The sequence below is a fragment of the Salinibacterium sp. NYA9b genome (assembly GCF_976973725.1).
In genome coordinates this window covers 1,824,609-1,838,093 of record NZ_OZ333476.1, presented here as the reverse complement: position 1 = coordinate 1,838,093, position 13,485 = coordinate 1,824,609, and the positions used below count along the sequence as shown (strand labels likewise).

At 60.4% G+C, this 13,485-nt stretch carries 16 protein-coding genes; 15 read left to right on the top strand and 1 reads right to left on the bottom strand.

Annotated features, from left to right (window positions below; genetic code table 11):
- The first annotated feature begins 6 nt into the window (after positions 1-6).
- Genes ACWFSR_RS08770 through ACWFSR_RS08755 form a run of 4 tightly spaced genes read left to right on the top strand, consistent with a single transcriptional unit; the run spans position 7 to position 3,590 of the window.
- Positions 7-1,056: a permease gene (locus ACWFSR_RS08770; RefSeq protein ID WP_307783853.1), complete on the top strand. Its 1,050-nt coding sequence runs from the start codon at positions 7-9 to the stop codon at positions 1,054-1,056.
- Positions 1,046-1,795, top strand: a complete 750-nt coding sequence (locus ACWFSR_RS08765) for a TIGR03943 family putative permease subunit (RefSeq protein ID WP_447522188.1) — start codon at positions 1,046-1,048, stop codon at positions 1,793-1,795. Before ACWFSR_RS08770 ends, ACWFSR_RS08765 begins: the two co-directional genes overlap by 11 nt.
- Positions 1,776-3,179: an Ig-like domain-containing protein gene (locus ACWFSR_RS08760; RefSeq protein ID WP_447522187.1), complete on the top strand. Its 1,404-nt coding sequence runs from the start codon at positions 1,776-1,778 to the stop codon at positions 3,177-3,179. The genes ACWFSR_RS08765 and ACWFSR_RS08760 overlap by 20 nt, the downstream gene beginning before the upstream one ends.
- A 9-nt stretch (positions 3,180-3,188) precedes the next feature.
- Positions 3,189-3,590 carry an ACT domain-containing protein gene (locus tag ACWFSR_RS08755; RefSeq protein WP_447522186.1) on the top strand — a complete coding sequence of 134 codons (402 nt, stop codon included), beginning with the start codon at positions 3,189-3,191 and terminating at the stop codon, positions 3,588-3,590.
- Positions 3,591-3,633: 43 nt separating this feature from the next.
- Here ACWFSR_RS08755 and ACWFSR_RS08750 read toward each other — a convergent pair whose 3' ends face one another.
- Positions 3,634-3,906, bottom strand: a complete 273-nt coding sequence (locus ACWFSR_RS08750; RefSeq protein WP_197105880.1) for a DUF4031 domain-containing protein — start codon at positions 3,904-3,906, stop codon at positions 3,634-3,636.
- 315 nt (positions 3,907-4,221) lie between these two features.
- Between ACWFSR_RS08750 and rplU the strand changes: the two genes are divergently transcribed.
- The 11 genes from rplU (at position 4,222) to ACWFSR_RS08695 (ending at position 13,473) form a co-directional block, all read left to right on the top strand.
- A complete protein-coding gene (rplU, locus tag ACWFSR_RS08745; RefSeq protein WP_009772527.1) occupies positions 4,222-4,530 on the top strand; it encodes a 50S ribosomal protein L21 in 309 nt (102 codons plus the stop codon).
- Positions 4,531-4,561: 31 nt separating this feature from the next.
- Entirely contained in the window at positions 4,562-4,813 is a 252-nt protein-coding gene (rpmA, locus tag ACWFSR_RS08740) for a 50S ribosomal protein L27 (RefSeq protein WP_197105879.1), read from the top strand.
- A gap of 131 nt (positions 4,814-4,944) precedes the next feature.
- Positions 4,945-6,489, top strand: a complete 1,545-nt coding sequence (obgE, locus tag ACWFSR_RS08735) for a GTPase ObgE (RefSeq protein ID WP_197109811.1) — start codon at positions 4,945-4,947, stop codon at positions 6,487-6,489.
- The gene (proB, locus tag ACWFSR_RS08730; protein WP_307784084.1) at positions 6,482-7,279 is read left to right on the top strand and encodes a glutamate 5-kinase; all 798 of its coding nucleotides are present in this window, start codon (positions 6,482-6,484) and stop codon (positions 7,277-7,279) included. Before obgE ends, proB begins: the two co-directional genes overlap by 8 nt.
- 77 nt (positions 7,280-7,356) lie before the next feature.
- Positions 7,357-8,625: a glutamate-5-semialdehyde dehydrogenase gene (locus ACWFSR_RS08725; protein ID WP_447522185.1), complete on the top strand. Its 1,269-nt coding sequence runs from the start codon at positions 7,357-7,359 to the stop codon at positions 8,623-8,625.
- A gap of 30 nt (positions 8,626-8,655) precedes the next feature.
- A complete protein-coding gene (locus ACWFSR_RS08720) occupies positions 8,656-8,850 on the top strand; it encodes a hypothetical protein (RefSeq protein ID WP_197105876.1) in 195 nt (64 codons plus the stop codon).
- A gap of 9 nt (positions 8,851-8,859) precedes the next feature.
- Entirely contained in the window at positions 8,860-9,462 is a 603-nt protein-coding gene (gene nadD, locus ACWFSR_RS08715) for a nicotinate-nucleotide adenylyltransferase (protein WP_447522184.1), read from the top strand.
- The gene (locus ACWFSR_RS08710) at positions 9,462-11,231 is read left to right on the top strand and encodes a hypothetical protein (RefSeq protein ID WP_447522183.1); all 1,770 of its coding nucleotides are present in this window, start codon (positions 9,462-9,464) and stop codon (positions 11,229-11,231) included. The genes nadD and ACWFSR_RS08710 overlap by 1 nt, the downstream gene beginning before the upstream one ends.
- 42 nt (positions 11,232-11,273) lie before the next feature.
- Positions 11,274-11,666, top strand: coding sequence for a ribosome silencing factor (gene rsfS / locus ACWFSR_RS08705; RefSeq protein WP_197105873.1), 393 nt, complete (start codon positions 11,274-11,276; stop codon positions 11,664-11,666).
- Positions 11,667-11,785: 119 nt separating this feature from the next.
- Positions 11,786-12,775, top strand: coding sequence for a methionine ABC transporter ATP-binding protein (locus ACWFSR_RS08700; protein WP_197105872.1), 990 nt, complete (start codon positions 11,786-11,788; stop codon positions 12,773-12,775).
- On the top strand, positions 12,772-13,473 hold the full coding sequence (locus tag ACWFSR_RS08695) for a methionine ABC transporter permease (RefSeq protein ID WP_197105871.1): 702 nt from the start codon (positions 12,772-12,774) through the stop codon (positions 13,471-13,473). The genes ACWFSR_RS08700 and ACWFSR_RS08695 overlap by 4 nt, the downstream gene beginning before the upstream one ends.
- Positions 13,474-13,485: the final 12 nt, after the last annotated feature.

The following is a 13,485-nucleotide window of genomic DNA, read 5'->3' as shown; positions in this document are numbered from 1 at the left end:
TTATCCGTGAGCACCACTTTGCCAGCGAGCGTCGATGATCACCATCATCAGCATGATCATCGACCTCGCCGGTCACGAAACCGTTGGTTGTGGTTGGCCTTCGGCACGATCGGTGTCGCGGCAATCTTCGCGCTGCGAGCGTTCACTGGAGAGCTAGAGTCCGTCGGCGTCCCGGGTCTCACCGCTGATCTTCTCACCTTGGCGACGAGTGTCATCATCGAGTCGCTGCCGTTCGTTGTGCTCGGCATCCTGCTGTCAATTGTGGTGCAGACGTGGCTTCCGGATGACTTGCTGATGCGGTATTTGCCGCAGCGTCCGGTGTTGCGTCGGGCCGCAATCTCCTTGTTCGGCATTGCATTGCCGGTCTGCGAGTGCGGCAATGTGCCTCTCGCCCGTGGGCTGATCCTCAAGGGCTTCTCGGTGCCCGAGTCGATGACGTTCCTGTTGGCGGCGCCGATTATCAACCCGATCACGATTGTGACGACTCATCAGGCTTTCGGCTTCGATGACGGCATCCTCGTGGGGCGAATTCTTGGTGGCCTTGCGATCGCCAACATCGTGGGTTGGCTCTTCAGCTTGCACCCGCAGCCCAACGCGATGCTCACTGGTCGTTTCGCTCAGCAGTGTGCGGTGGGTTCTCACGGGCCCCGTCAGTCGCGCACAGAAAAAAGTCTCGACATTTTCATGCGCGAGTCCAGCGTGCTCATGCCAGCGGTGTTCATCGGCTCGCTCATCGCGGGCGCCATTCAGGTTGCGGTACCGCGAGACGTCTTGGTGTCGCTCGGTAGCAATCCACTCTGGTCGATTCTCGCGATGATGGCGCTGGCGTTCGTGATCTCTGTGTGTTCCAGCGTTGATGCGTTCTTTATTTTGCCCTTTGCCAGCACCTTCATGCCCGGTTCTATCGTGACGTTCCTGGTGTTCGGACCGATCATCGACATCAAGATGCTGGCCATTATGCGCACTACCTTTACGGCCAAGGTGCTGCTGCAGCTATCGCTTGTCGTTGCCCTGATGAGTGCCTTTATCGGATTGGTGATCAACTATGTGGTCTAGCCTCCAACGCTGGTGGGGCGTCATCCTGATTCTCGTGGCCGTAAGCGCCACGGTGTGGCTTGGGGCGACTCAGCAGCTCGTTCTCTACATTCACCCCCGCTATGTGGTGTTCACGGTAGTTATGGCGGCTCTCGCGCTCGTGATGGGTGTGCTGAGCCTCGCAATCCGTCCGGCGAATACCGAAGAAACGGTGGCTCCCCGCGGCTGGTCTCGCATTGTCGGGGGAGTGGCACTGCTGGTTTCCGGTGTTGTCGCTCTCACGTTGGTCATTGTGCCTCCGGCGACGCTGTCGAGTGCTACCGCAAGTCAGCGCGACATTGTTGGTTCCACGGTGGGCAGTGATAGTCAGAACGTGGATGAGGTCGCGAATGCCGACGATGAACTCATCGCGAGTTTCACAGTCGTCGATTGGTCGTCCTTGCTCCGTCAAACAAGCGATCCGAATTTCTATTCGAACAAGACGGCGGATGTCGTGGGCTTCATCACGGCCAGCGAAGATGATCCCGCCAACATTTTCTATCTCTCGCGTTTCACCGTCACGTGCTGCGCTGTTGACGCGCAGCCCACGGGTGTTGCCGTCTACGCCCCGGATTGGGCGAACGAGTTCGATGTTGATGCGTGGGTGGAGATCACCGGGTCCTTTGAGGTCAACCAGAGTTCGCGCAGCGATCTGCCGCTCGTCCTTGTTCCGGAGACGATGACTGTTGTGGAGCGGCCGAGTGAGCCATATCTCTATTAGTCCACGTCCTCCGGAGACGGAGCACAGCATCCACTCGTTCCGGCGAACATTCGCCTGGACGGTTGGCGTGCTGCTGGCGCTGTGCGGAATTTTTCTCGGGCTGGGGTACCTGCAGGGACCCAAGTTGTCGAGCGCTCAGGTCGATGTGGATGCGGTGGTGTCATCGTCAGATCAAACGTTGCGTCTCTTTGCGAATCAGACTCTCGCTGCTGTGGACTCTGGCGCGGTCACTGTTAGTCCGGATGTCGCGGCAACGGTGTCGAGTGAGGGCGACCTGATCTCGGTGCAGTTTGCGGAAGCGTTGGACTACGACACGGAGTACACGGTGTCGGTGGATGACGTCGTGAGTCCCTCTGGTGGGTCTGAGTCCACGCTGAGTTATTCGTTCACGACGGGGGAACCCACGCTGTACTACCTCGACCGTGGCGTGCCGAACGACGAGATCGTGCAGACCGGGATGAGTTCGCAGGAGCGCACCGTGGTGTACTCGGGAGAAGGCATCCAAGAGTTCGTGCCGGTAGGGGACGTGTTTGCGGTTACGACCGCGGCTGCTGATCGCACTGGAACCCTCACGCTCGTGAACCCCGACACGGGAGTCACCGAACAAGTGTTACTTCCCGAAGTCGGTGAAGTCGCAGATCTGGATGCGGCCCGCTCGGGTTCACTCTTAGGTTTCACGATTTCGAGTCTCGATCCGGGACCAATTCCCACGGTCTCGCACACTCTGTACACGATGGATGTTAATCGTGGCCGTGACGTCGTAGCCGTAACTGACTTGGATGGCGACCCCATGCGGGTCGTTGGCTGGCAATTTATGCCTGGTTCGTCCACGATTGTGGCGCTCACGACTGAGAGCACGCTCGTGCGGGTCGATACGGCATCGGGCTTGGTGGTGCCGCTCGGCGGTTACTTCGAGTTCGATCGGGTCTCGGCCGACGGTTCGACCGTGGTGGTCGTTGATCCGCGAGGCAGTGCGGCGGTCGCGCTCTCCGACGGTACCGAGTCGCGTTTGAACCCGTCGACAATCGATGGTGAGCAGCCTTTCTTGGGGCAAACCGATGCGGATGCTGCAGGAAACCTGGTTGCCAAGATGGTGTTGGTGGATGCCGACGGCGGCTCGTTCAGCAGTGTGCTGGCTTTCGATGACGGTGAGGCTTCGCGCATCCTGTACCAAACGGTTGATGACAAGGGTGCAATTTTGGACTTCCACGTGTCGCCAAACAACCAGTTTGTGGCGGTCGAGGTGCAACCGAACGTCTCGAACTTCGACTCTGATGAGTATGTGAAGAATCCGCGTCCGCAGAGCGTGACGACCTACCTTGTGGAGATTGCGACGGGCGCGGTGACGCGCAGTGTTGAGGGATTCGGCATCGTGTGGCGCTAGGTTCGTCCTATGACAGCGATTTCTGATCTCAACGAGTTGGTTGCGTCGATGGAGCCTCATCTCAACGAGGGCGTCTTCGTGTTCGCGACGGTGGGCTCGCTGGCGGAGGTCGACGAGTCTTCGATTGTGGCGCTGATGCGGGAGCCTGAGGGGCTTTCTGTCGTGATGTCCGAGGCGGATGCCGTGCGTCAGGGCATCGCGCATGAGTTCCGCTCGTCGTGGATCACACTTACGGTCACGTCCGCTCTCGAAGCTGTGGGGCTGACGGCAGCGTTTGCGCAGGCGCTCGGTGATGTTCAGATCAGCTGCAATGTCATCGCCGGACGTCACCACGACCACATCTTCGTACCCATTGATTCGACGGATGCCGCCCTTGCGGCGCTACGCGGACTGCAGGTGTCCGCTCGCTAGGCGGACCGCAGATGGCCGGGCGCGCGTCTCCGGAGCGCGCTGACTACTTCGCTGGTCGGTCGCGTTGGGCTACGCGCAGCCCGCTCGCTTCTAGCCTGCGCACGAACTCGCGCACGCCGACGGGTTCCGCTCCGAGAGTGACGAGCTGTGTCCACATGCGGGCAGGTACGTCGTAATGGTCGAGGTCGAACCCGCGACGGGGGATGCCGGCTCGGCTCGCAAACTCGTGCAATTCGTCGAGTGATACATCGCTGACGATGTGCGCCCAGACCGTGTCGTGGGCTGGCCAAATTGGCTGGTCGATCAACACGGTCATACTGTGAGCCTAATTGACGGCGAATCGTGAGGTGGAGGTTTTGACCCAGTGCCCATTCGCAACGTACTATGGACTCTGCTGCACCCGAGTTGTGGTTCCGATCGTTGAGATCGTGACCAATGTTGGTGTACACGTTCTCGTTTTCGTCGGGTCAAGATCATGATTGATTCAGTCGAAAGCTACTGCAGCGTGTCGTTTGACCGGGAGTGCCCACGTCGAGTATTGTTGATCCTTGGCGTGTGCTGGGCAAAGCCCGCAGAATTCGCCACAAGCTTCAGTAGTTCTAGCTATTCAATCGTTAAGTAAGGGTCAAAAGTGGTTTACGCAGTTGTGCGCGCCGGTGGGCGGCAGGAGAAGGTAGAGGTCGGCACGATTGTCGTTCTCGACCGCATCGCAGCCGACAAGAACGGCAATGTTGAGCTCGCTCCAGTTCTGTTCGTTGACGGCGACAAGATCACTCACGACGCCAAGGCGCTTGAGAAGATCAAGGTCGTTGCCGAGGTATTGAACGATGAGCGCGGTCCCAAGATCGTTATCCAGAAGTTCAAGAACAAGACCGGCTACAAGGTTCGCCAGGGTCACCGTCAAGAACTGACCCGTATCAAGATCACCAGCATCAAGTAACTGCTGACGGACGTAAAGGACTTCTAGACAGATGGCACATAAAAAGGGCGCAAGCTCCACCCGTAACGGCCGCGATTCCAACGCACAGCGCCTCGGCGTAAAGCGCTTCGGCGGCCAAGAGGTTCTCGCCGGCGAAATCATCGTTCGCCAGCGTGGCACTCACTTCCACCCCGGCGTTAACGTCGGCCGTGGCGGCGACGACACTCTGTTCGCTCTCGCACCGGGCGCTGTTCAGTTCGGCGCAAAGGGCGGCCGCAAGGTCGTCAACATCGTTTCCGCGTAACTTTCCGCGGCATTTCCACGCAGCCTGCTTGCAGGCACGCGTTACAGCGAAGAGCGAGCTTCGGCTCGCTCTCGCCATTTAAGATGGCACTACAGGCCAGTCATTAGCTCACGAGAACAGGAGGAACCATTGTGGCATCGTTCGTCGACCAGGTAACCCTTCATCTCCTAGCAGGCCATGGTGGCAATGGGTGTGTTTCGGTCAAGCGCGAGAAGTTCAAGCCTCTCGCCGGCCCCGACGGTGGCAAGGGCGGTGACGGTGGAGACATCGTTCTCGTCAGTGACCCGCAGGTAACAACACTTCTTAATTACCACCGCTCACCGCACCGCAAGTCTCAGCACGGTCAGCCCGGTCAGGGTGACCACAAGGCTGGCACCGCCGGCGCAGAGCTGCTGGTTCCTGTTCCCGTCGGCACCGTGGTCCGTGATGCTTCAGGCGAAGTTCTCATCGACATGGATGCCCCGGGAATGCGACTGATCGTTGCTCCCGGTGGTCAGGGCGGACTCGGCAACGCCGCGCTGTCATCCACGAAGCGCAAGGCTCCCGGATTCGCGCTGCTCGGCACGCCTGGCTTTGAGGGCGATATTCACCTCGAACTCAAGACTGTTGCTGATGTCGCACTCGTCGGTTATCCCTCCGCGGGAAAGTCGAGTCTGATCGCCGCCATGAGCGCGGCTAAGCCCAAGATCGCTGACTACCCCTTCACGACTCTCCACCCCAACCTCGGTGTGGTTGAGTCTGGCGAGGTCCGCTACACGATCGCTGACGTTCCCGGTCTTATTGAGGGTGCCAGCGAAGGCAAGGGGCTCGGCCTCGAGTTCCTGCGCCACGTTGAGCGCTGTACTGCTCTGTTGCACGTCCTTGACTGTGCAACGTTGGAGCCCGGTCGCGACCCCATCACTGACCTCGATGTCATTCTTGGTGAGCTTGCGGCGTATCCCGTTCCCGAGGGGCAGAAGCCTCTCCTCGAGCGCGAACAGATCATCGCCCTCAACAAGGTCGATGTTCCTGAGGGCAACGAACTTGCTGACATGGTCAAGGCTGAGCTCGAGGGCCGCGGTTACCGCGTCTTTGAAGTCTCGGCAGTCTCCCGCCACGGTCTCCGTGAACTTTCTTTCGCCTTGGCAGCACTCGTGCTCGCCGACCGTGAAGCCCGCATCTCTGAGCCGGCCAAGGAGCGCATTGTCTTGCGTCCCCGCGCCGTGAACGCGAAAGACTTCGCGGTCAAGGTCGAGGGTGGCACGTACGGCAACATCTACCGCGTGGTGGGCGATAAGCCCGAACGTTGGGTTGCCCAGACAGATTTCACCAACGAAGAAGCAGTGGGCTACCTCGCTGACCGTCTCGCACGCCTCGGCGTTGAAGACGATCTCTTCAAGGCGGGCGCCGTTCCCGGTTCTACCGTCATCATCGGTGCCGGCGGAGGCGTTGTCTTCGACTGGGAGCCGACGTTGTCGTCTGCCGCAGAATTGATTGTCGCGCCGCGTGGTACTGACCCGCGACTCGACGACAACCCCCGCGAGACCAACCGCAGCCGCCGCCGCAACTACCTTGAGCGCATGGATGCCAAGGCCGCTGCACGTGCGGAGCTTGAGGGCGAGCGCGAAGCTGGCGTGTGGCAAGACGATGAAGGTTTCGCTATTCAGCGTGACGATGAGCCGGAGGATCGTGACTAACAAGCCCACCGTGCGCGCCGAGATTCCTCGTGCGCGCCGCATCGTTGTCAAAGTCGGCTCTTCGTCGGTGAGCGGTGCCAACGTGGGCCAGATCGGTGCTCTAGTTGATGCTCTCGTGTCAGCTCATGCCACCGGTTCTGAAGTCATTCTTGTATCATCCGGCGCAATCGCCACCGGCATCCCTTTCTTGAAATTGGATGGTCGGCCGACCGATCTCGCGACCCAACAAGCCGCGGCTGCCGTGGGCCAAAACGTGCTCATCTACCGCTACCAAGAGAGCTTCGACCGCTACGGCGTTGTCGCCGCGCAAATCTTGTTGACGGCGGGGGACATGGAAAACCCCACCCACCACAGCAATGCTCAGCGCGCGCTCGAACGCTTGCTTGGGTTGAAGATCCTGCCCATCGTGAACGAGAACGACACTGTCGCAACCCACGAGATCCGCTTTGGTGACAACGATCGCCTTGCTGCGCTCGTCTCGGTGTTGGTTCGAGCAGATGTGCTCGTGTTGCTGTCGGACATTGACGCGCTGTACACAAAGCCGCCGTCTGAGCCTGGAGCTGAGCGCATAGACGTGGTGTCGTTCGCGAATGACCTCAGCGATGTCACTTTTGGCGACATCGGTGCGGCTGGAGTCGGAACCGGAGGCGCGGGAACAAAGGTTGCTGCTGCCAAGCATGCTGCGGCGGCTGGCATCCCGGTATTACTCGCTGAAACAGGCAGCGTCGCTGCCGCTCTGGCGGGGGAGTCGATCGGGACCTGGTTCGAGGCAGACCCCGCCGCTCTGTAGCTGCCGCGGTAGTTCGCGCTGCAGTCATCGCCGCGTAACGTTCGAGCCGGGTGGATGAGCGCCGCTACACTCTGATCATGGGTGATTCAGTAGCAACCGCGCTCTCTATTGACGACAAACTTCGCGCCGCACGTGCCGCATCGCGCACTCTGGCGACCGTTACTACGGTGCAGAAGAATGCCGCGCTCGAAGCCATTGCGGCCGGTGTGGTTGCTCACGCCGATCGAATTGTTGAGGCGAACGCGCGAGATCTCGAACGTGGTCGCAGCAGCGGCATGACCGTGGGGCTCCAAGACCGACTTCGGTTGACGCCGGAACGAATCGCGCAGCTCTCTGCAGCAGTGCTCGAAATCGTTGAACTTGCTGATCCGGTCGGCACCGTTGTGCGCGGCTCAGTACTGCCCAACGGGCTCTCGGTGGCGCAAACGCGCGTGCCTTTTGGCGTCATTGGGGCGATCTACGAAGCTCGGCCCAATGTCACGATCGATATCGCTGCCCTCGCGCTCAAGAGCGGTAATGCTGTGCTCCTTCGGGGTGGTTCGGCTGCCGAAGACTCCAACCGCGTGCTCGTAGAGGTTATTCAGTCTGCGTTGTCGAGCGTCGGCATCGACCCGGCATCCGTCCAGACCGTCGACGAATTTGGTCGTGAGGGGGCTAAAGCGTTGATGCAAGCCCGTGGCTTTGTCGATGTGCTGATTCCGCGCGGAAGCGCTCAGCTGATCCAGGCCGTCGTTACTGAGTCGACAGTTCCCGTGATCGAGACCGGAGCGGGAATCGTTCACATTTTCTTGGATGAGTCTGCCGACGAGACCACCGCGGTTGAGATCGTGCACAACGCGAAGGTTCAACGCCCGAGCGTGTGCAACGCTCTCGAGACGCTGCTTGTTCACGAGCGTGCAGCCGAACGATTGATTCCCGCAGTGCTGGCGCGATTGGCCGAGGCGGGCGTCACGATTCATGCTGATGAGCGCACTCGCGAGCTGTTCCCGTCGGCAGAGATCGCCGACGTCGACGCGTGGTCGGTCGAGCACTTGAGTTTGGATGTCGCGGTGCGGGTCGTCGCCGACCTCGATGCAGCGATCAAACACATCGATACCTATTCCACGAAGCACACGGAATCGATCATCACGAATGATCTCGCGAATGCGGATCGTTTCCTTGCAGAAGTGGACTCCGCCGTGGTCATGGTCAATGCCTCCACCCGCTTTACCGACGGTGCGGAGTTTGGTTTCGGTGCCGAAGTGGGCATCTCGACCCAGAAGCTGCACGCGAGAGGCCCCATGGGGTTGCCGGAACTTACGAGCACCAAGTGGGTTGTGCGCGGCAGCGGTCAAGTCCGCGGCTAGACTGTTAGTGGTTTTGTGAATGGAGATCTGATGTCGATTTTTCTGAACGTTCTTGCGTCGAGCGAAGAGCTTGCGCCTCTCGTGCTGCCTGCTCTTGCTTTCCCGCTCATTGCAGCGGTCGTGTTGACCACCCTCGGTTTCGTCACGTGGAGCTTCCGTGATGTTGCGAACCGTCATGTGGCTAAGCCGGCAAAGGCTGGCGACGCTCACGGCGCAGGCCACTAAGGCCTTTTTGTGACCGCCGAGACGGCGCCACGGCGCGAACGCGTCGGCATCATGGGTGGAACCTTCGATCCCATCCACAACGGCCACCTTGTTGCGGCCAGCGAAGCTCAGCTTCAATTCGACCTCGATCAGGTTGTGTTTGTTCCCACGGGTAAGCCATGGATGAAGGACACCGTAACGTCGGGGGAGCACCGCTACCTTATGACGGTCATCGCGACCGCGGCGAACCCCGGCTTCAACGTCAGCAGGGTTGATCTCGAGCGTGAAGGTGCGACCTACACGATCGACACCCTGCGCGACATGCGCAAGACCTATCCTGACGCCGACCTTTTCTTCATTACGGGCGCGGATGCCGTGGCTCAAATCATGGAATGGAAGGACGTTGACGAGGTCTGGACACTCGCCCATTTCATAGCAGTTTCACGGCCAGGACACGCCTTAACCATTAGTGGATTGCCTGAGCAGGGCGTAAGCTCGTTAGAAGTGCCGGCGCTTGCGATCTCATCTACCGATTGCCGAAACAGGGTCAGTCGGGGTTACCCGGTCTGGTATCTGGTTCCGGATGGTGTCGTTCAGTACATCGCCAAGCACCACCTATATCGGAGTATTTAATGACCACTTTTCACGATCCGCCGCCGCAGTCGCGACGTGCGGCGCGTCAGAGTGAGCGCACACACTCGTCCGACGAGCAGCCCACAGTTGAAGGATTCACCACCTTCCCGTCGCAAGCCGACGACACCGACACTTCTGACGTTAGCCACACACCTCGCAGTGCACCCACCTCGCCGCCGGCAGCCCCGGTTTCGGCCCCAGTCGCACCGCCTGCCGCTTCTCAGCCCGCCGCAGCCGCTTCATATCTGAATGCGCCGCCGCCCGCCGTCAGCGGCCAGAACAATTCCGCTCTAGCACCGCCTGCGCCTTCTGTTCCTGCCGCGGCACCCGCGGCACCCGCAGCTTCCGCCGCTGCCGACGTGAGCCAGTTGACGCGCCGTGAGTTGCGCGAACTGCGTGCTCGCGAAGAAGCCGCCAACGACACGACTGCTGCTCCCGTTGTTTCACCGGCTCAGGCCGCGCCGACACAAGCTGCTGCTGCACCTGCTGCACCTGCTGCACCTACTCAGTCGGCGCCTGCGCCTGCTGCCTCGACTCCGCCGATTGCTCCTACTGTTTCGGCGCCGGCTTCAGACGCGGCACCAGCTGCCGCAGCACGTCCTAGCCTTGCCGATCTCGCTGCTGCCGCATCCGCTGCTGCCGTCGCTGAGTCAAAGCCGGCCAGAACAGCCGACGAACTCTCGTTCACGCCTGATGCTCAGGTCTACATTGAGCCGCCAGCACTGGTGGACCCTCTTGCTGTTGTTCCAGAAGCGGCCGCGGCCGCTGCGGCTCCCACGGATGCGCTCAGCGCGTTCGAGTCGCTCTTGGCCAACCCCGACGGTTCAGCCAAGGGCGCGCCAACTCCCGCAGCTCCACGGTCTCCGCTCGCAGATCTTCCTGCACCCAGCGGTGCTGCCGTACCGAGCGCGAGCGTTGCGGCTGACCCCGTCACCAAGGTGATGCCGGCTGCCACGCCCGAACAAGGTGCGAAGTCTGACTCGACTGCCACGACTGCGAAGCCTGAACAGTCGACGCGTCCCACCGTTGAAGGCCTTCTCGGGTTCGACGCAGCGCCAGCGGCTACGAAGCCGCAAGCGTCGTCGACCACGACCGGTTCGACTCAGACCACATTGAGCAATGCCCGAGCAGAGTTTGATGAGCTCGCGCGCAAACGTCTTGACGGCGACATAGCGGCACCAGTGGCGACGACGAAGCCCCCCATCGCTCCCGTTGCGAAGCCCACGACTGCTCCTGCTGCTCAAGCTCCTGCCGCACAAGCTTCGGCAGCTCCCGCTGCGGCGCCAGTTATTGCAGCCTCCGGTATTTCGATCGGACACTGGTCCAGCCAAGCAAAGGCTGACGACGAGACGAACAACGCGATCGTCACGCGCACCATTGGCAGCGGAAGCAGCGCAACCAACGCTCTTGTCTTGCCAGCGATTCCGTTTGCTACCGACATCCGTGGTCCGCTGACCTCGAGTGGCGAAGCGATGCTCACCGGCTCAATCGACCTCCCGAGCACTCTCTCGGCGAGCGGTGTTTCTGACCGCTTCGACAAGGGCGACATTGACTCTCTCCTGGATCTCAACGACAGCGACATGGTGTCGACTGATTCGGCGCCCGTGCGCGCGGTCAAGGCCGTCAGCACCTTCTCCAACCAGTCCGTTACGCAGACGCAGAAACCCAAGGGCACGCGTGCTTTGACGGTACTGCTCATCTCAGCAGCGTCGATGGCTGTTGTCGTGGCGGGGCTGCTCGTGGCGGCCTTCGCCTTCAACATGTTGTAGGTTTAACTCTTTGCCTTCAGCTTTTTTCCGATTAAGGATCCTGTGACTGCTTCTCCTCGTGCCAACGAGCTACTTTCCATCGTCGCGAATGCCGCCGACGCCAAGCAGGCGACGGATATGGTTGCGCTCGACGTCACCGGTCCCATGCCGTATGCCGATATTTTCTTCCTCGCGACCGGTCGCAACGAACGTAACGTTCAGTCGATCGCCTCCGAGATCGAAGAGAAGATGATCGCCGCTGGCGCTAAGCCATTGCGTCGCGAAGGCCGTGCTGAGGGTCGCTGGATCCTGCTCGACTTCGGCCACGTCGTTGCGCACATCTTCCATGAGGAAGACCGCCTCTACTACTCGCTCGAGCGCCTTTGGAGCGACTGCCCCGTCATCCCGATCACCATCACGCCTGTGGCAACAGACGCTGATGCTGATTCGGAGTAACAAACTTCACACTTCGTAACCCAATTTGTGTGGGTTGCACCGTGCTGGTTTGCTTGTTTTAGCCGGGCAGTTCGACCCCGGGGCGACTTTCACCAGTCACCTTCTCCCACTGGGGTTTCATGATTACGCTATCTTCCGTCACCAAGACCTTTGGTGATGCCGCGAATCCAGTTCGCGCCCTCGATGACGTGAGTCTCTCCGTCGCGAGCGGCGAGATCTTCGGAGTTATCGGCCAGAGCGGTGCGGGCAAGAGCACGCTCATCCGGACGGTCAATCTTCTTGAGCGTCCCGACTCGGGAACGGTCACCGTTGCTGACCGCGAACTCACCGCGCTCAGCGACCGCGAACTGCTTCAGGCCCGTCGCGAGATCGGCATGGTCTTCCAGCAGTTCAACCTGCTCGATAGCCGCACCGTTCGCGGAAACGTTGAACTCGCTCTTGAAATTGTGGGCGTTGAGCGTCGTCAGCGCACCGCACGCACCAATGAGATCCTCGAACTTGTTGGCCTTGAGCACAAAGCTCAGCAGTACCCGGCTCAGCTCTCGGGCGGTCAGAAGCAGCGCGTCGGTATCGCCCGGGCGTTGGCATCCCGCCCCCGGGTGTTGCTCAGCGATGAAGCGACCAGCGCACTCGACCCCGAAACCACCGACTCGATCCTGCAGTTGCTGCGCAGCCTCAACAAAGAGCTGGGGCTCACCATTCTGCTCATCACGCATGAGATGGATGTTGTCAAAAGCATCTGCGATTCTGCAGCACTCATGAGCGGTGGCCGCATTCTCGAACATGGCCGTTTGGTCGATTTGCTGAGCCAACCGGGCTCGCAGCTGGCTCGTGGGCTCTTTCCGCTTGGTGAATTGCCCGAAGGAACCTCCACCGTTATCGACGTCACGTTCGTGGGCCTGTCTTCTGAGCGCCCTGTCGTGGCCCAGCTGGCTAGAACCCATCACCTCGATGTTGGTCTGCTCGGCGCTGCGATGGAAACTATCGGAGGCGCACAGTCGGGTCGCACGCGCCTTGAACTACCCGGCACCATCGAGCAGCACACTGCTGCGATTGATGACCTGCGCGCTCAGGGCCTCGTTGTTGAGATTGTGAGGAGCGGACGATGATTGATTCCACTGCTCCCGGCTTCTGGTCGCAGCTGTTCGAAACGCTCCTGAAAGCAACGGGGGAGACCCTGTACCAAGTGGGCGTCACGATGCTCATCACACTCGTGATCGGGCTGGCGCTCGGAACGCTTCTGGTCGTCACCGACCGCGGCGGCATCCTCGAGCGTCCGTTCGGCAGCATTGTCGCCGGCCGCATCATTAACGCGGTCACCCAGACGGTCGTGAACCTGGGGCGCTCCATCCCGTTCATCATTTTGATGATCGCGCTCATTCCTTTCACCCGGCTTCTTCTCGGCTCGGCGTTTGGTGTTACGGCCGCGATTGTGCCGCTGACCGTGGCGGCGATCCCGTTCTACGCCCGCATCGTCGAAATCTCGTTGCGCGAAGTAAACGAAGGGCTCGTTGAAGCGGGCCATTCGCTGGGAGCGACTCGCTGGCAGCTGGTATTGAAGGTAATCATTCCTGAGGCTGTTCCCGGCCTCATCCGTGGCTTTACGACGACAGTGGTGTCGATTGTGAACTACTCCGCCATTGTGGGCGCGATTGGTGGTGGAGGTCTGGGTGATGTTGCTATTCGCTACGGTCACCAGCGCTACAGCGTCATCCACATTGTGGCGGTCATCATCGTGTTGGTGGCGATTGTGCAGATCGTTCAAGTGGTCGGCGCGCGCCTGGCCAACCGAATGTCTCACCGCTGACGCGGTCGGCGG

Bases quoted from the DNA above. Each gene is read 5' to 3' on its own strand.
- ACWFSR_RS08755 (WP_447522186.1), top strand. From the start codon at position 3,189: ATGACAGCGATTTCTGATCTCAACGAGTTGGTTGCGTCGATGGAGCCT.
- ACWFSR_RS08765 (WP_447522188.1), top strand. From the start codon at position 1,046: ATGTGGTCTAGCCTCCAACGCTGGTGGGGCGTCATCCTGATTCTCGTG.
- rpmA (WP_197105879.1), top strand. From the start codon at position 4,562: ATGGCACATAAAAAGGGCGCAAGCTCCACCCGTAACGGCCGCGATTCC.
- ACWFSR_RS08725 (WP_447522185.1), top strand. From the start codon at position 7,357: ATGGGTGATTCAGTAGCAACCGCGCTCTCTATTGACGACAAACTTCGC.
- ACWFSR_RS08750 (WP_197105880.1), bottom strand. From the start codon at position 3,906: ATGACCGTGTTGATCGACCAGCCAATTTGGCCAGCCCACGACACGGTC.
- ACWFSR_RS08720 (WP_197105876.1), top strand. From the start codon at position 8,656: ATGTCGATTTTTCTGAACGTTCTTGCGTCGAGCGAAGAGCTTGCGCCT.
- ACWFSR_RS08700 (WP_197105872.1), top strand. From the start codon at position 11,786: ATGATTACGCTATCTTCCGTCACCAAGACCTTTGGTGATGCCGCGAAT.
- ACWFSR_RS08710 (WP_447522183.1), top strand. From the start codon at position 9,462: ATGACCACTTTTCACGATCCGCCGCCGCAGTCGCGACGTGCGGCGCGT.
- ACWFSR_RS08695 (WP_197105871.1), top strand. From the start codon at position 12,772: ATGATTGATTCCACTGCTCCCGGCTTCTGGTCGCAGCTGTTCGAAACG.